This is a genomic window from Puia dinghuensis, from assembly GCF_014642875.1.
GTDB classification, from domain to species: domain Bacteria; phylum Bacteroidota; class Bacteroidia; order Chitinophagales; family Chitinophagaceae; genus Puia; species Puia dinghuensis.
In genome coordinates this window covers 99044-120502 of record NZ_BMJC01000006.1, presented here as the reverse complement: position 1 = coordinate 120502, position 21459 = coordinate 99044, and the positions used below count along the sequence as shown (strand labels likewise).

Sequence of the window (21459 nt, the reverse complement as noted above, 5' to 3'; positions counted from 1 at the left end):
CGCGTTACCGTGCACTGTTCTCCTTCATGCGGAATTTGACGATCCGCGTGATCAGACCAATGGGCAGCGGTTTGTCAAGGGGAAACTGCAGGGTCCCTTTCGAGACATGATAGTCCGTCAGATCCTTCTTAAAGGCGTCGAGGACCGAAGTCCTCGGATACAGGCCGATGTGGTTGGAAAAGGCGGCATACCACACCAGCATCCCGTTCCATTTAAAGGCCGGGATGTTATAGCTGATCACCTCCTCCGCTTCCGGCGCCACCTTTTTGATGGTCGCACGCAGCTGCTCCAGCAGCGTCTTTGCAGGCTCCGACAATGTGGAAAAATATTGCTCCACTGTCTTGAATTTGGTTTTGGAAGATACTACCATAAAGATTGTTTTATACCCTAAAATTACCACGGCAGCGCCAGCATCATAAGGTGGTAAAGCGACATTCCAACAGGGAGATTGCGCCTTTTTCGACGACCCCTGCAAACCGGCTTCACCACCGGGGGTTTCCCTTTAGCCAGCCCCCCAAAAAACATCCTTTTGGAGGTCGGTTTTTACGCTGTAAACGTATGACAATGAACAACATACCACTTTTGTACACACTAAGTGTTTTTCTTACACGATGAAACCATCCCTATTTGTCCCTCTTGCGTACCTTTTACAAAGAAATCGTCATTGGGGACCATATCCTATGTCTTGCAAATCTGTTTAACTTCTACCGCTATGATCCCTTCGCAAAAAGACATCGACGGCGCCTATGCCGTAAAAATCTACCTGGACAACCACCCATACCGCCAGGTGTCTATTTCCTTGCTGGTCGAGCATACCGGCCTGCCGGAAGTGCGGCTCAAGGAAGCCTTTCTCTATCAATTCCAGGTGTCCCTGGAAAGCTATACCCAACGCCTGCTGGGCCGCAATTAGCCGCCCGGCCCCAACAGTAGGCGGTCGCCGCTCCCCACAAAAAAAGCCGCCTCGAATGAGACGGCTGTTCTACCAAATTCGTTAGCCGGAATCCCGGCTGCATGATTAGTGCGTATCCTGGTAGAGGCGGAAGTACAAAGCCTTACGCAGAGAGATGTAGGCTTGTTTCAGGTCGGATTCAGCCTGACCTTTGTGACCACCAAAATCATCCGGAGCTTCATGCAGGCGTTTCATGGCGCCTTCGATGTCATGCATAGCCTGGGTGATGTTGGGATGTTTGGCTTCTTCGCCCCTCATCAGCTGAGCTTCATTCGGGGCAGGCGGCCGGGTGCCGATGATCACTTCGATAGCAATTCTGGGGGGCTGCGCGGAAGCGGTGGTAGTAGTAGTAATAGCAACCGCCAGCATGATGCAAGAGAAAAGGATAGCTTTTTTCATAGCTCTCTTAATTGGGTTTTAAAAATGAAAATTTGGATATTCGACCTGTTTTTTTGCTAAGGGTTTAACCAGGTATTTTTTTAATAGGTAGCAGGTATAACCAAACGCCCGGATCGCTTTTTTATTGTGGCTTTTTTACCCTCCTAAAGGTCGAGCCGTACGCCAAACGACGGAAAGATCGCCAACCCCAGGTAGTATACATGCCCTGTCTCCGGTTGAAAGATGGCTGAATTTTCGTTAAACCGGTTGGGCAGGTCGACAATATCGATAAATGCCGTCCAGGACGCTTTTCTTTGGGTCGACCAGCTATAATCCACCCTTCCATCCAAAGAGATAAAATCGTTTAGCCTGGCCGCTTTCTTCCCGATCCGCTGCTGGGAATAGCGGAGAAATGTGGGGTCATGAAAAACATCGGCGTGCACAAAATACCGGTCAGTAGGCCGCCCCGTCGAATACCGCAACTTCCCTGAGAATGCCCATTTTTTATTTGCCTGATAGCTTCCCAGCAAGCTGAAAGAATGTGGAATGCTGAAAATATAATCATATTTCCCCAGGCCATCATGATCATCGCGTTTCGAAAGCATATAGGAATAGCTCACCTGCCCATAATATTTCGCCGAAAGCCGTTTGATGAGACTGATATCACCCCCATACGCATAGCCATCCCCATCATTGTTGAGATAGGGCTTGCCGCCGTTGGGTTGTACCGGCTGGTCATCAAACTTTTTGTACCAGCCCTCGGCGGTCAGTTTCAGGTCGGGAGAGAAATAATATTTGTATCCTAGGATATATTGAGTGGTGCGGCTGTTCTTTAACAGATGCCCCGGCGCCTGTCCCGCCACATCGGAATATTCGGGATCCTGGAAGTAGAGGCCTGCCGAAAAATTTATGCTTTGCCGGCTATCCAGCGCCACGCTGCCGCTGATGCGCGGAGCAAACGTATTTTCTTTTGTAAATCCCGTATAGTCATAGCGGATGCCCGGATTCAGGGTCAGGCGGTTGAAAAGGGTAAAGGACAGATCGACATAACCGGAAGCATTGTACGCATGGTCTTTGCGCGCCGAATTGAAATCCGCGGGTTCGAGGATAAGATAATACTGCCCCGGCAATGGGCTGTCATTGGGGCCATAACTATAAAGCGTATCGGTGTGTTGCAAGGTTTCCCTGAAGTCGAGGTCTACTCTGGCCACATCGGCGCCAGCTGTGAATGTGAACGCTTTTTTGTGTACCGTAAAAACCGACCGGTAGCCCAGTTCGCCCTGGTTGTTGCGGATATGGCGGAGATCGCCATCCGCAGGAATATCCTGTTTATTAAGGATATGTCCCTCCGCATCCACGGGCGGCCAGGCATCGCCAAGCGAATTGTCCACCCGCAACAACCGGTAGTAGAGGATGTTCTTCCAATAACTGCTGCGCCCGGTAAGCGTGCGAAGGTTCAGCCCGATGACGGCCTTGCTGCTGGAAGACCGGCCGACAAAGCTGGAGCCGTTGTTCTCGTCGAGCCCCGTGCTCTTGCTCACGTCGCTCACCGTCCGGGTATATAGTTCAGGATTGTACATGGCCAGAAAGGTCAGCTTGTTCTTTCTGTTGAGTTCCGTCGTCGTCTTCACCATATAATCTCCATAGGAGGGCGTCCCCGCACTGGTGAGATTGACCAGCTTTTCCAGCAGGGAAAAATTCTGATAACGGGCCGACGCAAAGAGGCTGGTCTTCTTGTCTGTACTCAGCGGACCGTCATAAATAAGCGTGGCTCCCAGCAGGTCGAACTGTCCGCTATAGAACGGCGTCTCCCGGTTGCCCTCCTTGATACCCAGCGTCAGCAGCGAACTGCTTTTCCTGCCATACTGCGCAGCAAAGCCACCGCCCTCGAACAAGGCATTGTCGATGACACGCGGCGCAAAGATGCTGAACCTGCCGCCATTGGGATCGTTGAACCCCGAATTGAACCCCTCTATTTCAAGATGGGATACCTCGAATAAAGGGATATCGTCGGCCATATAGACATTGTCGGATGTTCCCTGCCCGCGAACGGCGATCGCGGAATACTGCCCCCCACTGCTCACCACTCCCGGAAGAATACCTATCGCCCTGAAGATGTCTCCCTGGGCGCCGGGGCTCCGGAAGATCTCTTCCCGGGAAAAGGCAAAGGAAGAAACGGGCAGCTGCGGGTTGTGCTCGCCACGGAAGGCTTTGACCGTCACAGCATTCAACCGAAAACCGTCATCAAGCAATTCCACCTCGAACGTAAAGGTCTTGCCCTTCGTTACGGGAATTTCGGTCAGCTGTTTTTCCTGAAAGCCGACATGCGTGATAAGCAACGAATAGCTGCCGGGGGGAAGATCATTGATAAAGAAATTCCCGGTGCTGTCGGCCACGACGGCCAGCCCCGTTTCTTTTATGGTGATCGTTGCACCGGCAACGGGCTCCTTGGTGCTTTGCTCGATCACCCTGCCCTTGATGGCGCCCGGCTGCTGCGCGGCCAGGCTCGCCGCCATCAGGGTAAGAAAAATACTCAGCAATAGATTCCTGCTGCCTTTCGATGATAAAGCCATTTCTGATGTGTTTATCACGGGACAGGAATAGCTCCTGTTTTGTGACACCCGGCACGCTGCGTCTGGCCACCTGCGTCCGACTTTTTTTTGCTTTGCCGGTATCCCTGCCTTATCTTGGAGATATGTCTATTCCTAAACCCCTGACAGTGAAGCAACGGACAGCGATTGGCATCGTCTTCGTGGTTCTGCTCGGCATCGCCTTCTTTCAATGTTTTCGCACCACCTTCGATCTGTTTTGGGCTTTTGACGTCGATTTCGACCGGGATATGTCCTATGTCCAGGCAACACTCGACGGCGCCTATGGAAAGGACCCCAGCTATCTCCACGAATATCTTTGGTACAACCCTCTCCTGTTCCTCATCGAGACAGGCCTCGTAAAGCTCACCGGCTTGCCGGTCAACGTCGTTCTTGTTCGCGCCGGGGCTTACCTGAACCTGCTGGGCCCCATCTGCTTCTTTTGGATGTGTCTTCGGCTCTTCGATTACAAAATTGCCCTCGCCGCCCTGCTCTCCTTTCTCTTCCTCGCCTCGGGAAACATATACCTTGTCCTCGGCGCTACGTATATGCCATGGCTTTATCCTTTCGCCTTTATGCTCTTTGCTTTCTTCCTGGACATCCTGCTTTGCTACCAGGCATTTACCACCCAAAAAATTTCCTGGTTCGCCCTGCTTGGACTTGCCGTCGGCATCACCTTCCTGGGCCATGCGGCCCCGGCAGTGATCATTGTTCTGATGATGATCTCTTTACAGACGAGCGCGCTCATCACCGCCATAAAACAAAAACAACCCGTCCTTGTCAAAAAATATATTGCGCAAGGGCTTGTCGCCTTTCTTTGTTTCTGTCTCGCCGCCGCCCCCATCCTTTATTATGTTATTGGGAAATATCATCTGCACATCATCAATCGAGAACCTTCCGAGTATACCGAAGGCCTCTTTTTTATCAATAATCTTTGGGGACTATTAAAGGCTAATTTTTCCTTTGGCTTCCTCATCGCCATCGTCGGCGCGATCGTCTTCTACCGGTCGTTTCCCCGGGGCCTCATCCGGCGCATCATCCTCAACTGGTGGATCATCTCAACAAGTCTGTACTTCTATGCTACTCTTGTTGCCGGCCTCGATCACCGGTATGGCATCCACCTGCCGGCAATGGTCCCGGCCTTTCATTATTTCATTTACATGAAAGCCGTCCAATCCGTTTTCTTTGGATTCGGCCTGGTTTTCCTGACCCAGCCCATCCGGAAATATTTTCTGCCACTGGTGGTGCTCATTGCCGTTGCCTGGTTCCCGCTCTATGCAAAGCGCGAGGACTTCACCCAAGGCCGGCAAAAGTCCATCGCCAAACAGGAAAGCAGAGACAAGGTCGAAGTGTACAACTATATCCTGCACAACCTCGACCCCAATACCGTGATCCTCTGCGAGAACGATGCCTCGCTTTTCCCGGTGATGGCTACCGGCAGGAAAATGGTTTCCAACGCCTACACCTTCTCCAATCCATACGTGGATTTCGATCGGCGGCAGGCCGATCGCATAACGATGCTGTTCTGTATAAAGACCGGGCAGCAACAGCCACTGCGACAATTGCTAAGCACCTACCAGGTGAGCTATGTTCTTTTGTCTGCCGATGCCCTGAAGGAAATGACCCCGGAAGCACCTCTCCCCGGCAGGCCTGTGCTGCGGAATAATAGTTTTACGCTCTTCGCGTTGAAGTGATCTATACATTATGGCTCATACGGCCCGCCCGTCTCGCCCCATCCCCAGCGCGGCATCGGCTCATCATCTGCAATGGGATTTTCGGTGAGGTGGGAATTGATGACGGCGATGCGGCTTCCCCATTCGAGATAAGCCACCAGCGATGACCGGAACTCCGGATCATCCTTCACCCCCATCTCATCTGCGGTGGTCAGCAAGAGATCTACCCAGCGTTTCCGTTTGGGCTCGTCCAGCATCTTGCCGATGTGGTGGGCTATCATCACCGCATGGCTGCCCTTGTCTTCCTGGGTATACTTTGCCGGGCCGCCAAACACTTCCGCCACAAAATGCGCAACATGTTTCGGGTGGTCGCCCGACATGTTGCGGAAGACCGGGCCTATCAGATCGTCCTTCAGCACTTTTTCATAAAACCTGGCAAAGAGCCGTTGGAAGGTCTCTTCGCCGCCGGCCCATTCATATAAGGTGGGAACTTTCTTGTCCATAGCGATAAAGCATTGTTTAGGGTAAATTTAACCCTCTTTGAGAAAGTATCTATACCGCTGTTATAAAAGTAAAGTAGTATCTTTGGATACCTTGCGATACAAAGCGCTCATAGTATTCCTTTGTACACTGGTTTATCTGGTGGAATGGACAGCAACGCCGCGAATGATAGCTGCGCCTGCGCCAAAGGTCCGCTGTGCGGCTGCTTCAAAAACATGCTGTGCGGACGCGCCAACAACACGCTGCGCGGACATGCCGAAGCAAAAGGGACATGACCAGTGCCCCCAGCCCGACTGCTACCTCAACTGCCCGCTTTGTTTTGTAATGGTATTGCCTGCTTCCGACGTTGACCAACCCATCGCTTCTGTTTTCAATCGCGTCTATCCGGTCTACATAGACTCCTACGCATACAGCTATCATGCTTCTGCCTGGAAGCCCCCCAACGAAGCATAAATTCCCGATCAAGACAATTCTATTTTTTACTTTTTTAAACTCAATTATATGAGAAAGGCATTTCTTTTGGCTGTAACGGCCATCATCCTGGCTAGCTCTGTGGCATACGCTACAGGCCAACAGCCCAATTGCACCCATTGTACAAAACAAAATTGCACCGGAGCACACTGCGCACAATGCTGTGCTAACGGTCATTGTACAAAGGCGTAAAAAAAAGAGCCCCGCAAGGGGCTCTTTTTTTTATCTGACAGGCCCCGGCCGTCAGGGCAGAAATGTTGCAGCGCATGCTCACCCCTTAACATAAAAAAGAATAACACTTCCCGTCGTCAAAGGCGTCGCCTTCACCAGCTTCAGCTTTTGCGTCGCGTCCAGTTGCCGGAAGATCGCCATCCCATTGCCCAGCACCACCGGGTTGACAAAGAGATGGAATTCGTCGATAAGCCCTTCCTTTATCAGGGAGGAGACAAAGCTTGAGCCGCCATAGACGATGATGTCCTTCCCCTTTTGTTCTTTCAGCTTCTTTACCTCTGTGGCAAGATCACCATTGGCGACGGTGGTGTTCGCCCAACTGGAGGTACTCAGCGTTTTCGAAAAGACCACCTTTGGCTTGTCCACCATTTTCTGGCCAAAAGGCCGTTGCGGGTCATCCGCATTAGCGACGACATTTGTCCAATAAGGAATGAAACCCTCTGCCAGTTTCCTTCCCATGAGAATCGTATCCGAGCTGTCCGTCAGTTCGGTGACATAGCTGATGAATCCCTCGTCCATGGCCATGTTCATCCAGTCCAGTTCTCCATTCGGGCCTGCCATAAAACCGTCTGCGGTCATCTGGACCTGTAATTTTAACTTTCTCATTTTTTTGTGTTTTAATGCGATTTTAATACAACAAAGATAGTGTCGTCGTTTCGCTTTAAAAACGGGGGTTCGCGACTTCCTGAGGGGTAGAAAACGTCAATACCCATGTGCTCTCTGAACATTACTATGAATCCATTAAAAAAGATTGCCGGGTACAATCTCCTGGCCATTCTCTTCTATTCGATCGTGATACGCGCCGCCAGCGGCACCAACAGGGACGCAACGATGACGACCCTGGTGTTTTGTGCGCTGGCCGTGACGGCCCATGTGGCCATTTGCCTGTTCATTACGATCATAAAATATGTCGATAAGGACAAGGAAAGTGGCAGGGCCTGGCTCTTAAGTTCGGGTATCGTGCTGCTGGTCGGCTTTTCAGCCTGCCTGGGCAGCGCAGCGCTGTAATTTTGGCATTTGCACCGGATGTCCGCAGGTATTGGCACATTGGTTGCGGCCTCTTTTCCGGGATAGGTGGCATTTCTATTGTGTAACGTTCAAACTTAATCATTATGGCAAAGCAACTTTTCTTCGATGTCGAAGCAAGGAACAAGATGAAAAGGGGTGTTGACATCCTTACCAATGCTGTAAAAGTTACCTTGGGCCCCCAGGGTCGCAACGTAGTCCTTGAAAAGAAATTCGGCTCCTCCTCGATCACAAAGGACGGCGTCACAGTAGCCAAAGACATCGAATTGGAAGACCCCATCGAAAACATGGGCGCACAGATGTTGAAAGAAGTGGCATCGAAGACGGCTGAAGTGGCCGGCGACGGCACCACAACGGCAACTGTCCTGGCACAGTCCATCATCTCGGAAGGATTGAAGAATGTCGCGGCCGGCGCCAACCCGATGGACCTCAAACGCGGCATCGACAAAGCCACCGCTGCAGTGGTCGCGCACCTGAAAAAGCAATCCCAGATCATCGGCAACGATAGCGATAGGATCCGGCAAGTAGCAGCCGTATCGGCGAACAATGACGAGAACGTCGGGAAGCTCATCGCCGAGGCCTTTGGAAAAGTTGGCAAGGAAGGCGTCATCACCGTGGAGGAAGCCAAGGGCACAGACACCACCGTCGATGTTGTTGAAGGGATGCAGTTCGACCGTGGCTATATCTCGCCTTACTTCGTCACCAACCCGGACAAGATGGATGCCGAACTGGAAAGCCCCTATATTCTCATCTATGATAAAAAGATAAGCGTGATGAAAGATGTCCTGCCGCTGCTGGAAAAAGCGGCGCAGTCCGGCCGGCCCCTGCTCATCATCGCCGAAGACCTGGATGGCGAGGCGCTGGCGACCCTGGTCGTGAACAAACTAAGAGGCACGCTGAAAGTGGCAGCCGTAAAGGCCCCCGGCTTTGGCGATCGCCGGAAAGACATGCTCGAAGACATCGCCGTCCTGACGGGTGGCATCCTCATCAGCGAAGAACGCGGTTACAAATTAGAAAACGCCGATATCACCTACCTCGGTTTGGCTGACACGGTGACGGTCGACAAAGATATTACGACCATTGTCGGCGGCAAGGGTAAAAAGGAGGACATCGCTGCAAGGATAGCACAGATAAAAGCGCAGATCGGCACGACAACATCCGACTATGACAAAGAGAAATTACAAGAACGCCTTGCCCGGTTGAGCGGTGGTGTCGCCGTGCTCTACATCGGGGCGGCCACCGAGACGGAGATGAAGGAAAGAAAAGATCGGGTGGACGACGCCCTCCATGCTACCCGGGCGGCCATCGAAGAAGGCATCGTACCCGGTGGCGGCGTCGCCTATGTCCGCGCCATCGAGTCGCTGCAAGACCTGACAGGCGACAATCCCGACGAGACCACGGGCATCGCCATCGTAAGACGCGCCATCGAAGAGCCCCTGCGCCAGATAGTCCAGAACTGTGGTTGGGATGGCAGCATCGTCGTGCAAAAAGTAAAAGAAGGTAAGGCCGACTATGGTTTCAATGCACGCACCGAGCAGTATGAAGCGCTGCTGCCGGCAGGGGTCATTGATCCTGCCAAAGTGGCCCGCATTGCCTTGGAGAATGCCGCTTCCATCGCCGGGATGCTGCTGACCACCGAGTGCGTAGTCGCCGAAAAACCCAAGAAGGAAGATAACCCGGCGTCCGCTCCCCCCGGAATGGGAATGGATTATTGAGCACAGCCCCTATAGTTTCTCCATCCAGTCCCTATAGCCTTTTCCTATCGGAATAGACTCTCCATTTATCTCGATCATTTCCGCCGTACAGGAATCGATGCGGCGGATGGCGACGATATACGACCGGTGTACCCGTTTGAAGAGATGTACGGGCAGCATCGCCTCTATCTCATTTGTGCCCATCTTGGAGAGATATTCGCTGTTGGTCGTCTTCACCTTGATGTATTCCCGCTGGCTTTCGATGTAGACGATCTCGGAAAAGAGTATCTTCACCCTCTTCTTTTGTACATTGAGAAAGATGAAATCCCTGGCTTCATCGGCCGGTTGCTGCCGCTGGCTCTGCGCCACCTTTACCTTGTTCACCGCCACGAAGAAGCGTTCGAATTCGATCGGCTTCAGCAGATAATCCGTCACATTCAGCTCAAACCCTTCCACCGCATACTGGTGATAAGCCGTGGTGATGATCACCGCGGGCGCATGTGTAAGGGTCTTAAGAAAGGCCATGCCCTTCAACTTTGGAAGGTGAATATCGAGGAAGATAAGGTCGACGGTCGCCTGGCGCAGGTAGTCCGTCGCCAGTATAGCATCCTTAAACGTCCCCACCAACTCCAGGAAAGGAACAGAGGCGATATAATCCGCCAGGACCTTCACCGCGAGGGGCTCATCTTCTACTATGATACATCTTATTTTAGACATGGCTGGCAAGATTGATCGTTAAGGTGGCGGAGAATTCGGCCGCCGGATGATCCAGCGATAGGCTATAGTCCGTATAAAGCAGTTCGAGCTGGCGGCGAAGATTGGAAAGACCGATATTTTCCTTCACCTGGCCGTTGCCGGAGGATTCTTCCCTCGAGTTCCGTACAAAAAAGACCAATCGGCGACTGACGACGGACAGATGGATGTCCACGAAGGGCTGGACCCTCGTTTCCGATACGCCATGCTTGAAGGCATTCTCCACCAGCGGCATAAGCAGCAGCGGCGGCACGGACTGATTCATATCCTCGATATTGTAGTTGAAGTTGACCCGCAGGCTCTCGTCGTAACGCAATTTCTCGAGGGCTATATAGTCGCCAATAATCTTCAGCTCCTCACCAATGGCAATATAAGGCCCGCTGGTCTCGTAAAGCATGTACCGAAGTATTTTCGATAGCCTTAAGATCGTTTCGGGCGCCAGATCGGACTTGTCCCGCGCCAGCGCGTAGATATTGTTCAGGGTATTGAACAGGAAATGGGGATTGGTTTGTGATTTCAGGTAGCTCAACTCCGCCGTTTGCTTCTCGATCCGCAGCTGTTGGGCGGTATGTCTAAGCTTGACGTTATTGTAAATAATACTGGCGATGCCAAAGAAAATGGCCGCCGGAATGCTGAAGCTTGATTCTGCGGAGAGATCGTGATGTTTCGAACCGGGTTCTATATAGTCGACATTCACGCGTAGCACATACCCCAATAGCGCCCATAGATGAAAGCCCTCAGTGAACAGGAATATATATAATACGAAAACCAGGATAGCGATATAGAATCTCCTCCACCGCATCCGTGGGAAACTATATTCATACAACACATAATTCACCAGGGTAAGATAGGCGGTCAGCCAGAGACAATCCGATAGGGCCGTGAAAAAACCCTTGTGCTCGACGTGCGTTTCCTGAATGATGCACATGCAGACGATGCCGAGACCAACCCATGCATACAGCTTAAATCGTTTTATGTCGAATAAGGACTTCATGTTTCAAGGATTAAATATCGGCAAAACTTTCCAACCTCATCCGACAGCGCCGATCGTTGACTCAAACCCTTCGCTGGTAGACCCCAATCGGTCGTATGTTGACACAACTTGCAGTTTCTTAATTAATTAGATAGTATTACGAAAAATTTATCCATGAATAAAATGATCCAGTTCGGGGAAGATGTTCCGGGCTATGACATCCGGGTCCTCAATGAAAGGGAGATTCGAGCGGCGGCAGGGCTCCTCTTCCTGGCGACCTTTCTTTCGCTTATGCTGATCTTGTTTGACAACAATTTTGTCCCCGTCAAATATGTCATCACCCTCTTCCTCACCGATTTCATCATCCGGGTCTTTATCAATCCCAAGTTTGCGCCTACGCTGATCATCGCGCGTATCATCGTGGGCAGACAGACACCCGAGTATGTGGGCGCCCGGCAAAAAAAATTCGCCTGGAGCGTCGGGCTGGTCCTGTCGGCTACCATGTTTATTTTCCTGGTGGTGGTAAATGCCTATAGCCCCATCACCGGTATCACCTGCCTGGTCTGTTTACTCTTCCTCTACTTCGAGTCGGTCTTTGGCATCTGCCTCGCTTGTAAATTCTATTCCCTGGTGTTTAAGAAGAAGGTGCAATACTGTCCCGGGGAGGTCTGTGAAGTAAAGGCAAGACAGGAAATTCAAAAAACATCAGGGCGACAGTGGCTGGTCGTGCTTGGATTTGCTGTCCTGATGACGTTGCTGGTCACTTATTTCCATGGATACTATAACAGGAAACCGTATGATCTCTTTGGCCTCTACACCACCGCAAAAGCAAAATAGCTCCCTCGAAACCTGGTTCGCCCCATTTCGCCGGAACATCATCGGCCAGGACCAGCACTTCGATACTCCTTTTGGCCGCAAAAAAATGGTATATGCGGACTGGACGGCAAGCGGCAGGGCCTACCGGCCAATCGAGCAACGGCTGCTGGAAGAGATCCTGCCTTTCTTTGGCAACACCCACACGGAAACGACCATCACGGGGAGGCGGATGTCAGCGGCATACGAAGGGGCCAAAACCGTTATTAAGGAACATGTTCATGCCAGTGCGGTCGATATCCTGCTTTTCTGCGGCAGCGGGATGACGGCCGCCGTGAATAAGCTGCAACGGATGCTCGGCCTCCGGCTGTCCGAAAAGACCAGCGACTATCTGCAATTCCTGCCGCGGGAAGAGGCGTCGAGGCCTCTTATCCTGGTGACCCATATGGAGCACCATAGCAACCACATCAGCTGGCTGGAGACCCTCGCCACGGTGGAAATGATCCGACCCGACGGCAACGGAAATGTCGACCTGCGACATCTCCGGCAACTGCTGGAGCAACACCGTCATCGGAAGATAAAGATCGCCGCTGTCACCGCCTGCTCCAACGTTACGGGCATCGAAACACCCTATCATGCCATCGCCACGCTGATGCATGAATACGACGGACTTTGCTTCGTCGACTTTGCCAGCAGCGCGCCCTACGTTCACATCGATATGCATCCCGAAGAACCTTCCGCCCGGCTGGATGCGATCTATTTCTCCTGTCACAAATTCCTGGGCGGCCCGGGTACTCCGGGAGTATTGATCGTTAATAAAGGACTCTGCAACAACCGCGTCCCCGACCACCCGGGCGGCGGCACCATCCTTTACAGCAACCCGTGGAAAGAACACGAGTATACCCCGGACATCCAGCAGCGCGAAGACGGCGGCACTCCGCCTATCCTCCAGGGGATAAAAGCGGCTATGTGCATCCAGCTCAAAGAAGAAATGGGAATAGACAACATTCGCCGGCGTGAAACCGAAATGCTCAAAATCCTCTTCGACCGCTTCGAAGCCATCCCCGGCATCCACATTCTCGCCGAAAATAACCGCGAACGTCTTGGCATTATCTCCTTCATCGTCGACGGCGCCCACCACGACCACATTGTGCAGTTGCTGAACGACCGGTTCGGCATCCAGGCGAGAGGCGGCTGCAGTTGTGCGGGTCCCTATGGTCATCTGCTGCTGAATATCGATAAACCCCGGTCGTACAAAATATGGCATCGCCTCCGGGCGGGTGACATCAACAGCAAGCCCGGCTGGATAAGGCTATCCTTTCATCCCACCATGACCGACGCCGATATCCATTATATTATGGATGCGGTCGAAAGCACCGTGGCGTCCTAATTGAACGTAAAACCTATCTGCAGATTAGCGCCGACGGAGGCAGGTAAGTTGTTGCCAAAGCGCGCAGGCAGCGATACCGAAAACCAGTAATCTACATCCCGTGTCCGGGCATACACTTTATTAAAGACGGGCGTGAACCCAAAGCGTCCCTGGGTCTCGAAAGCCAGGCGGGGAATAATATTGAAGCCATGCGAGAAACGGAAGATCACCCCGGGGTCGATCAGCAGGTTACTCGTTTGGCTCGTAGCCTCTTTGCCGGTCGGGTGCTTCCAGGTCACCGATGGGGTGATCTCATAGCTGAAACCGAGATGTTTACTAAAATATACGTTGACGCCGACGGGAAAGCCGATGGTCGTCCCTGACTGAAATTCAGTGGTGGTGGTGTTCTTGTTGATGGTCACCCAGGGAATGATAAAGCTCAGGTAGGTTTTGACAACATGATACCTTACGCTGTCGGCTGCGGCGGCGGATTGGGCAGATACGCGATTGGCTACAAGTAAACTTACTAAAATGGCGAGGAGGAAAATGCTCTTTTTCATGCGCTTGTTAGTTATGGAAGGCACCAAAATACGTTATATAACGCAATATATAACGCCACCCGTTAATTTTATTTAAATCAGGGCTGTTTGCATCGCTTACTACAAACGGAATCCGGTAAAACCCCTACCTTTACGGGATTCTGCTGCCGTATAATTGTCAAATGAACACGAAAAAAGTCTGCCTCCTGCCACTGCTGACGCTGCTTGCCATCACCACCGCCCTTGCCCAGGGTTCGGTTCGCTATCTTGGCATCGAAAATGGCCTTTCAAATAATGCCGTCACCCAGATCTATCAGGACAACAAGGGGTTCATGTGGTTTGGAACGTATGATGGACTCAATCGCTACGACGGGTATAAATTCAAGATCTTCCGCAATCGCATCGGTGACACCAGCTCTCTTGCCGACAATAATATCAACCGGATAGAAGGGGCCCCGGACAACCGCATCTGGGTTGGTGGCCGTAAAGGGCTGAGCATCTTCAACCCGGTGACGGAGACATTTAAGACGCCCCGCTACACCATCGCCCGCACCAGGACGCTTCAGCCGCTGACAGATAATATTCTCTACATCAAAACCGTATCGAACGACAGCATCCTGGTCGGCACCGAACACCTGGGACTGTTCGAGTTCGACACCGCTGGTCGTGGCTCCCAGCTGTCACTGGCAGGCGCGCCTTTCTATGAAGCCGCCGCGGTAGCCGCCGACTCTGTCAACCGGCGGTATTGGATATTCGTCCAGGGCAATGGCCTTTATCGCTACGAAGCGACCGGGCTCCGGCTGGTTTCCCCGGCCAGCGCCAGAACCAGTTGCATCACTACCGACCGGCAGGGCGATGTCTGGTTGGGAACCGATAGCGGCCTCTATAAATATGATGTCGCCCACGGCGCCATTTCCGGCAACTACCTTCCCGTCAGCAGCAAAGTGGTCAACCTCTACACCGACAGGCAGGGCATTCTCTGGATAGCCTGCGATGGCAGCGGCATCCTGCTGCTCCATCCCGGTGAGAACAAGGCGCAACCCCTTTCCTTCCCCCACGGGCAGCAGGGTCTGAGCAGCAATTCGGTCTTTGCCATTTATGAGGATAAAGAGAATAGGAAATGGATCGGTACGCTTCGCGGCGGTGTAAATATCATCGATCCGCAGCGCAACCCATTCGAGGTGCATCGTTTTCCCACGAATAACGCTTATGGGCAGATCAATAATTTCATCTTCTCCTTCTGCGAAGCGGCCGACGGCAACATCTGGGTCGGTACTGATGGCGCAGGCCTCCGGTATTGGAACCGCAAGACCAATTCCTGCATCGCCTACACCGCCAGCCACACCGGTGACGGGTCCATCAGCAGCGATTTCATCACCTCCATTTTGGAAGACAGCCACCAGACCACCTGGGTAGGCACCTGGTACGGCGGCGTCAACCGCTACATCCCGTCGGTGCGGTCGTTCAGACGCTACACCTGTTACAACCCGCTCACCCGGAGTGAAGAGAACAACGTATGGCTCGTGTATGAGGATAAGGCTCACTGCCTTTGGGTGAGCACGAGCAACAACGGCACCCTCTATTGCTACAACCCCGGCAACGATCACTTTGAAGCGCTCGACCCTGCCGGTCTCAGCAACCTGCAATGTCTCGCGGAAGACCGGAATGGCAATTTCTGGGGCGGAACCTACACGGCCCTGGTGAAGATAGACCGGACAGGCAAAAAGCACGTATTTTATCCGACAGGCTATCCCGTTCGCTGCATCAGGGAAGACGCGCATGGGAATTTCTGGGTTGGTACGGACGGCGGTGGCCTGCTGTTGTTCGATCGCGACAGGGGAAAATTCGTCCGGTATACAGACGCGGACGGGCTGTCGAGCAACGCCATCCTGCAAATGCTCGAGGACAAGGAAGCTAATCTGTGGATCAGCACCTTCAACGGCCTCATTCGCTTCAACACCCGGCGCATGACGGCCCGCAATTTCATGCAGGATGACGGCCTCCAAAGCAATCAGTTCTCCTACAAGGCCGCGGGAGTCCTGCGATCGGGCGAATTTCTCTTCGGCGGCATCCGGGGATTCAACATTTTCTATCCCGACAGCGTACAGAGCTACACGGATGCCCCGGTCTTACAGGTGACTGGCATTCGCATCAACAACGAGCCGGTGACGGCCAATACCCGTTGGATCACGCGCGCCGATGCGGGAGCCATAAAGGAAATTACCGTCCCCTTCGAGCAAAATACCATTTCCGTCGATTATGCGGCGCTGGAATACAATTCGACCGATAAGATCAACTACACCTATAAGCTGGAAGGCTGGGACAAGACCTGGCTCAGCGCAGGCGACCAGCGCACCGCCACCTACACAAGGCTTCCGGAAGGCAGCTATGTCCTGAGCATAAAGAACACCAATACTGCCGGGGAGTGGGGGACTGCGACGCCGGTGCTCCGCATCACGGTGCTGCCACCCTGGTACCGCACCTGGTGGGCTTACCTGCTGTATGCGCTCACCATCTGCTCGGGGATATTTGTCTACGTCACCTATGCCCGGAATAAAGAACGGCTTAAATACGAAATTCGGCTGGCGCATCTCGAAAACGAAAAGGAAAAGGAGATCGCCGAACGCAAGCTTTCCTACTTTACGCACATCTCGCATGAGTTCAGGACGCCCCTCACCCTCATCATCAACCCCTTGAAACAATGGGTGCGGGATAATACCCCGACGGCGGAATCCAGCGGGCTCACCACGGCCTATCGCAACGCCCGGCGGCTGCTGAGCCTGATAGACCAATTGCTGCTCTTCCGCAAAGCGGATAGCAACATGGACGTGCTGAATATCACCCGCATCGATATGACGGCAATCTGCCGGGAAGTATACGCCCTCTTCCTCCAGCAGGCAAAGGCGCGCCACATCGACTATCGCCTCGACGCACCGGCAGGGCCCCTCGAGATCGCCGGCGACTATGAGAAGATCGAGATCGCCCTGTTCAACCTGTTGTCCAACGCCTTCAAATTTACCCCCGAGGGTGGGACCATCGTCCTTAGCCTGGAGCATACCCAGGCAACTGTCTGCATCCGCGTGGAGGATAGCGGCTGCGGCATCGATGAAAAAGAGAAGGCCTTCATCTTTGATAAGTTCCGCCAGGGCGATGCGCAACATGCTCAACAGGGAAGATCATTAGGGTTTGGCATCGGGCTTTTCCTGGTAAAGAACTTCATCGACGCCCACAAGGGCAACATCCACGTCGACAGCACCCTGGGGAAAGGCACCGCCTTTTCGATCGTCCTTCCTGCACCCCTTGCCACATCGCCCGCGGCTGCACCTGGCCCTATGGGAGATGGCAAGGAGCTTGCCGCCAACAACCACTTGCTCGAAGAACTGGCCGCGGATGCCGAACCTGTCGCCCAAACAAAAAGGGAGGAAGCCGGGGCCCCCGGCGAGGGCCGGCAGCCGGAAGAATTGGTCAGCGAAAGAAGATCGATCCTGCTCGTTGACGACAACCGCGAGATCCTGGAATACCTTCGAAGGTTATTCGAGCAGCAGTACGTGGTCATGGAAGCCTCCAGCGGGGAAGAAGGGCTGGCGCTGGCGGAAGACCAGATGCCCGATCTGATCATCAGCGACGTCCAAATGGGGGACATGGATGGGATAACCCTCTGTACCCGGATCAAGAACTCGGAAACCCTGGGACATATCCCCGTCATCCTGCTCACCGCCGCCACCAGCGACGAGATGCGCCTTAAAGGATTACAGGGTGGGGCCGACGATTATATCACCAAACCGTTTGACGCCCACCTCCTGCAGACAAAGGTCGACACAGTGCTTCGCAACCGGAATATCCTGCAGAAATACTTTTTCGACAGCATTACGCTCCGGGAATCCACGGTGAAGGTGCCCGTCGGATACAAACATTTCCTGGCAAAGTGCATCCAGGTGGTAGAAGATAACATAGATAAGGAGGATTTTAATATTAAAAAATTTGCGAAAGCGATGGGCATGAGCCACCGGGCGCTCTACCATAAGATAAAATCCATCTCCGGCCAGTCGGCAGTAGCCTTCATTCGGCAGATCCGCCTGCGCCGGTCGGCTGTTCTCATGTTGCGGGAAGAAATGAACATCAACCAGGCAGCCTTCCAGGTCGGCATGGGGGATGTCAAATATTTCCGGGAGCAATTCATCAAAACATTCGGGATGACCCCTTCTGAATATATTAAGAAATACCGGCCTCTCTTTAACCGGGATTTGACGGTTATCCCTAGAGAATAGCCATTTTACCCCCCCTTTTTTTCCGATTTGTCCCCCATTTACCCCCTCGATAAGCCTGAATTTTACAACAGATGATTACCCTGCACAGGCAGGACTGAACCAATTATAATAAACAAACTGGCTTGCTATCATGAAAAAAAGAACTGCCATTCCATGCCGTATCTGGCATTTTGCGCTCCTTCTCGCCCTATTCTTACCTCCTGCACTAATGGCCCAGGACAATCTCATCACCGTACATGGGAAGATCGCTTCCGCCGGGACCCCGGTCGCCGGCGCTACCGTGATGGTAAAAGGTAAGAACATCGCTACTACGACGGATTCCAATGGTGTCTTTCAGTTTCGCGCTCCATCCGATGCCGTTTTGGTCATCAGCCATCTCAACTATAGTCCACAGGAGCTGTCCGTAAGAGGACGAACCTCCCTTACTATAGAAATGGAGTCGAATGAAAAAACGCTGGGTGACGTCGTCGTAGTCGGTTACGGCACACAGAAAAAGGCTACCCTCACCGGCTCTATCTCTGTTGTACAAGGTGCAGACGTTGCCAAGAGCCCCCAGGTGAATCTTTCCAATGGCCTGGCCGGGCGTTTTTCCGGGTTGATCGCCAACAACGTTTCCGGCGAACCCGGGTATGACGGCTCCGGTATCCTCATCCGTGGTCTCGCCACCACCGGCAGCAACGACGTCCTCATCGTCGTGGACGATGTCCCGGGCCAGATCGGCGGTCTCGAGCGGCTCGATGCCCACGATATCGAGAGCTTCTCCATCCTGAAAGACGCTTCGGCTGCCGTCTACGGAAGCCGGGCGGCCAACGGGGTCATCCTGATCACTACCAAAAAGGGGAAGGCCGGAAAACCTGTTATCAATTATAGTTTCAATTATGGACTCTCCTCGCCCACCCGCCTGCCCAGCCTTGCCAACTCTGCCACATATGGGACGCTGATGAACGAGATCCGGTATTATGATAACCCAACAGGCGGCCTCAACCAGATCTACACCGACGCCCAGATCCAGAAGTTCAGGGACGGCTCCGATCCCTTTTATTACCCTAACACGGACTGGCGGGGGCTATCCCTGCGTTCGTATGTTCCCCAGAGCCAGCATAATCTCTCCGTATCCGGCGGTTCTGAGAACATAAGATATTTTCTATCCCTGGGTACGCTCAGCCAGGATGGTTTGTACAAGAATGGCGTGACGCATTACGATCAATATAATTTCCGCGGCAACATCGAAGCCACCGTCACCCCCCGGCTGAAGGTAAGCCTCAATCTCAACGGCCGCGAGGAACACCGCCTGTTCCCGGCAACTGCCGCTGGCGACATCTTCCGAGCTGTCTATCGCGCCTATCCCACCGTCCTGGCCCAGTATCCCAACGGGCTATACACCACCGGCATCGAGAACTACAACCCTCTCACACAGGAGACTTCCATCGGCGGGACAACGGAGAACCCTACCTATGTTTTCAATGGTATCCTGAAAGGTTCCTATTCCATTCCGGGTGTCAAAGGACTTTCGGTGGAGGGTTTCATGTCAACGGATGAATCCTTCAGCTTCAACAAATCCTTCAGCAAACCCTATAACCTTTATTCCTATGATTCCTCGGCGAAGGCGTACAACGCCGTTGTCGTAGGCGGTTCCAACGGCCTGGCGACCCTTTCCGAGAGTCAGGCGAATACCAGCCTCATCACTTCGAATATCAAGCTGAAATACGTCCGGCAGTTTGGGGACCATCACCTGGATGCCTTCGTAGCTTACGAACAAAGCAAGAACCACCAGGACCTCTTCGGCGCTTCGCGGCTCAACTTCCCCACGGCGCTGACCCCCGAACTGTCGCAGGGCGGCTCGGCGTCCACCGATAAGGACAACAGCGGCAGCAGCTACAACTTCACCCGTAAAAGCTATATCAGCCGCATCGCCTACAACTTCCAGGAGAAATACCTCCTCGAGCTGCAGGCCCGTATCGACGGCTCGTCCACCTTCCCGTCGGGCAAACAATATGGCTTCTTCCCGTCCATCTCCGGTGGTTGGCGGCTGACGCAGGAAAAATGGTTCCACCTTCCGGCGATCAACGATCTTAAGCTGCGCGCTTCCTACGGCACGCTGGGGAATGACAACGTGGGCCTGTTCCAGTATTTCGACAACTATACTTTCAACAACCAGTATGTCCTCGGGGGATCCGTCCACCCGGGCATCGATATCACGAAGCTGGCCAATCCGAACATCACGTGGGAGCGGGCAAAGAAGCTGGACATCGGCCTGAATGCCACCTTCCTCAATAACTTCACCTTCGAGTTCATCTACTTTCAACAGAAGCGGAGCGATATCCTGACACAGCGCAACGCTTCCATACCTGCGGTATCCGGTATCGTGAACCCCTATGGCGGAGACCCGCTGACGCCCTCCGAGAACATCGGAAAGGTGAACAGCAATGGCTTCGAAGCGTCCCTCACCTATGCCAACCATGTCGGGGACTTCAGCTACGGCATCGGCGGCAACTTCACCTTTGCCAAAAGCAAGATCGTCTTCATCGACGAGGCAGCCGGCGTGTTGCCCTATCAGCGCCAGACCGGCCGGCCCTTGAACACCTACCTGCTCTATCAGGCCACCGGCATCTTCCGTTCGGCCGCCGACCTTGCCAAATATCCTCACTTGCCTAACGCACAGCTTGGTGATCTTATCTACAAGGACGTGAATGGCGACGGCACGATCTCGGCAAAAGATCAGACTCGTACCGACTATGGCAATATTCCCCAGATCGTCTATGGTGCGATGCTCTTCGGTGGATATAAGCGTTGGGACCTTTCGATGATCTTCTCCGGTCAGGCCAGGGTCAGCCAATACGTTCTCCCCGAGTCCGGCACCATCGGCAATTTCTACAGCAGCTGGGCGGACAATCGCTGGAGCCCCAACCATACCAACGGCACCTATCCCCGTGTGGATGATCGTGCATCTTCCAGCGTCAATGGCGGGCTATACCCCAGCACCTTCTGGCTCAACAACTCCGCCTTTATTCGCCTGAAGAATGTCCAGCTTGGCTACACCGTAGGGAACAAGGTGTTGTCCCGGGCGAAGATCTCCTCGGTACGGATATATGCCAGCGCTTTCAACCTCTTCACCATCACCAAGGTGAAGGATTATGATCCGGAAGGCACCAGCGGCTCGGGCCAGTTCTACCCGCAACAACGTATTTATAACGCAGGGGTGAACGTTAGTTTCTAATTCTTCAAACAAGACA

The 21459-nt window shown here is 53.2% G+C and carries 17 protein-coding genes; 9 read left to right on the top strand and 8 right to left on the bottom strand.

Going from position 1 to position 21459, the window contains the following annotated elements; translation table 11 throughout:
* Positions 1–4 precede the first annotated feature (4 nt).
* Positions 5–370 (bottom strand): iron chaperone, encoded by a 366-nt coding sequence (locus IEY39_RS25720; RefSeq protein ID WP_188937115.1) that lies wholly within the window; start codon positions 368–370, stop codon positions 5–7.
* A gap of 342 nt (positions 371–712) precedes the next feature.
* Between IEY39_RS25720 and IEY39_RS25715 the strand changes: the two genes are divergently transcribed.
* Positions 713–910, top strand: coding sequence for a hypothetical protein (locus IEY39_RS25715; RefSeq protein ID WP_188937114.1), 198 nt, complete (start codon positions 713–715; stop codon positions 908–910).
* 105 nt (positions 911–1015) lie between these two features.
* Here the strand turns inward: IEY39_RS25715 and IEY39_RS25710 are convergent, their stop codons facing one another.
* A complete protein-coding gene (locus IEY39_RS25710; RefSeq protein WP_188937113.1) occupies positions 1016–1348 on the bottom strand; it encodes a hypothetical protein in 333 nt (110 codons plus the stop codon).
* A 143-nt stretch (positions 1349–1491) separates the two neighbouring features.
* A complete protein-coding gene (locus IEY39_RS25705) occupies positions 1492–3900 on the bottom strand; it encodes a TonB-dependent receptor (RefSeq protein ID WP_188937112.1) in 2409 nt (802 codons plus the stop codon).
* 122 nt (positions 3901–4022) lie between these two features.
* On the opposite strand from IEY39_RS25705, the gene IEY39_RS25700 reads away from it, so the two are divergent.
* On the top strand, positions 4023–5609 hold the full coding sequence (locus tag IEY39_RS25700; RefSeq protein WP_188937111.1) for a hypothetical protein: 1587 nt from the start codon (positions 4023–4025) through the stop codon (positions 5607–5609).
* Between the two features lie 8 nt (positions 5610–5617).
* Here the strand turns inward: IEY39_RS25700 and IEY39_RS25695 are convergent, their stop codons facing one another.
* Positions 5618–6091 carry a group II truncated hemoglobin gene (locus IEY39_RS25695; RefSeq protein ID WP_188937110.1) on the bottom strand — a complete coding sequence of 158 codons (474 nt, stop codon included), beginning with the start codon at positions 6089–6091 and terminating at the stop codon, positions 5618–5620.
* A 250-nt stretch (positions 6092–6341) separates the two neighbouring features.
* Between IEY39_RS25695 and IEY39_RS25690 the strand changes: the two genes are divergently transcribed.
* A complete protein-coding gene (locus IEY39_RS25690) occupies positions 6342–6542 on the top strand; it encodes a hypothetical protein (protein WP_188937109.1) in 201 nt (66 codons plus the stop codon).
* Between the two features lie 288 nt (positions 6543–6830).
* Here IEY39_RS25690 and IEY39_RS25685 read toward each other — a convergent pair whose 3' ends face one another.
* Complete coding sequence (locus tag IEY39_RS25685; protein WP_188937107.1) at positions 6831–7397, bottom strand: dihydrofolate reductase family protein; 567 nt, start codon at positions 7395–7397, stop codon at positions 6831–6833.
* Positions 7398–7523: 126 nt separating this feature from the next.
* On the opposite strand from IEY39_RS25685, the gene IEY39_RS25680 reads away from it, so the two are divergent.
* Both IEY39_RS25680 and groL read left to right on the top strand, forming a co-directional pair.
* A complete protein-coding gene (locus IEY39_RS25680; protein WP_188937105.1) occupies positions 7524–7799 on the top strand; it encodes a hypothetical protein in 276 nt (91 codons plus the stop codon).
* Between the two features lie 104 nt (positions 7800–7903).
* Positions 7904–9532 (top strand): chaperonin GroEL, encoded by a 1629-nt coding sequence (groL, locus tag IEY39_RS25675; protein ID WP_188937103.1) that lies wholly within the window; start codon positions 7904–7906, stop codon positions 9530–9532.
* Positions 9533–9541: 9 nt separating this feature from the next.
* On the opposite strand, the gene IEY39_RS25670 is transcribed toward groL, so the two are convergent.
* Together IEY39_RS25670 and IEY39_RS25665 are read right to left on the bottom strand one after the other, a co-directional pair.
* The gene (locus IEY39_RS25670) at positions 9542–10228 is read right to left on the bottom strand and encodes a LytR/AlgR family response regulator transcription factor (RefSeq protein WP_188937102.1); all 687 of its coding nucleotides are present in this window, start codon (positions 10226–10228) and stop codon (positions 9542–9544) included.
* Positions 10221–11258, bottom strand: coding sequence for a sensor histidine kinase (locus tag IEY39_RS25665; protein ID WP_188937100.1), 1038 nt, complete (start codon positions 11256–11258; stop codon positions 10221–10223). Before IEY39_RS25665 ends, IEY39_RS25670 begins: the two co-directional genes overlap by 8 nt.
* Positions 11259–11411: 153 nt before the next feature.
* Here IEY39_RS25665 and IEY39_RS25660 point away from each other — a divergent pair, with 153 nt between their 5' ends.
* Together IEY39_RS25660 and IEY39_RS25655 are read left to right on the top strand one after the other, a co-directional pair.
* Entirely contained in the window at positions 11412–12074 is a 663-nt protein-coding gene (locus tag IEY39_RS25660) for a DUF4395 domain-containing protein (protein WP_188937098.1), read from the top strand.
* On the top strand, positions 12034–13440 hold the full coding sequence (locus IEY39_RS25655) for an aminotransferase class V-fold PLP-dependent enzyme (protein WP_188937097.1): 1407 nt from the start codon (positions 12034–12036) through the stop codon (positions 13438–13440). The genes IEY39_RS25660 and IEY39_RS25655 overlap by 41 nt, the downstream gene beginning before the upstream one ends.
* Here IEY39_RS25655 and IEY39_RS25650 read toward each other — a convergent pair.
* On the bottom strand, positions 13437–13979 hold the full coding sequence (locus IEY39_RS25650; protein ID WP_188937095.1) for a hypothetical protein: 543 nt from the start codon (positions 13977–13979) through the stop codon (positions 13437–13439). The two genes, IEY39_RS25655 and IEY39_RS25650, sit on opposite strands and share 4 nt — an antisense overlap.
* 161 nt (positions 13980–14140) lie before the next feature.
* Between IEY39_RS25650 and IEY39_RS25645 the strand changes: the two genes are divergently transcribed.
* Both IEY39_RS25645 and IEY39_RS25640 read left to right on the top strand, forming a co-directional pair.
* Positions 14141–18226 carry a hybrid sensor histidine kinase/response regulator transcription factor gene (locus IEY39_RS25645; protein WP_188937093.1) on the top strand — a complete coding sequence of 1362 codons (4086 nt, stop codon included), beginning with the start codon at positions 14141–14143 and terminating at the stop codon, positions 18224–18226.
* A 130-nt stretch (positions 18227–18356) separates the two neighbouring features.
* On the top strand, positions 18357–21443 hold the full coding sequence (locus IEY39_RS25640; RefSeq protein ID WP_188937092.1) for a SusC/RagA family TonB-linked outer membrane protein: 3087 nt from the start codon (positions 18357–18359) through the stop codon (positions 21441–21443).
* The last annotated feature ends 16 nt before the right edge of the window (positions 21444–21459 follow it).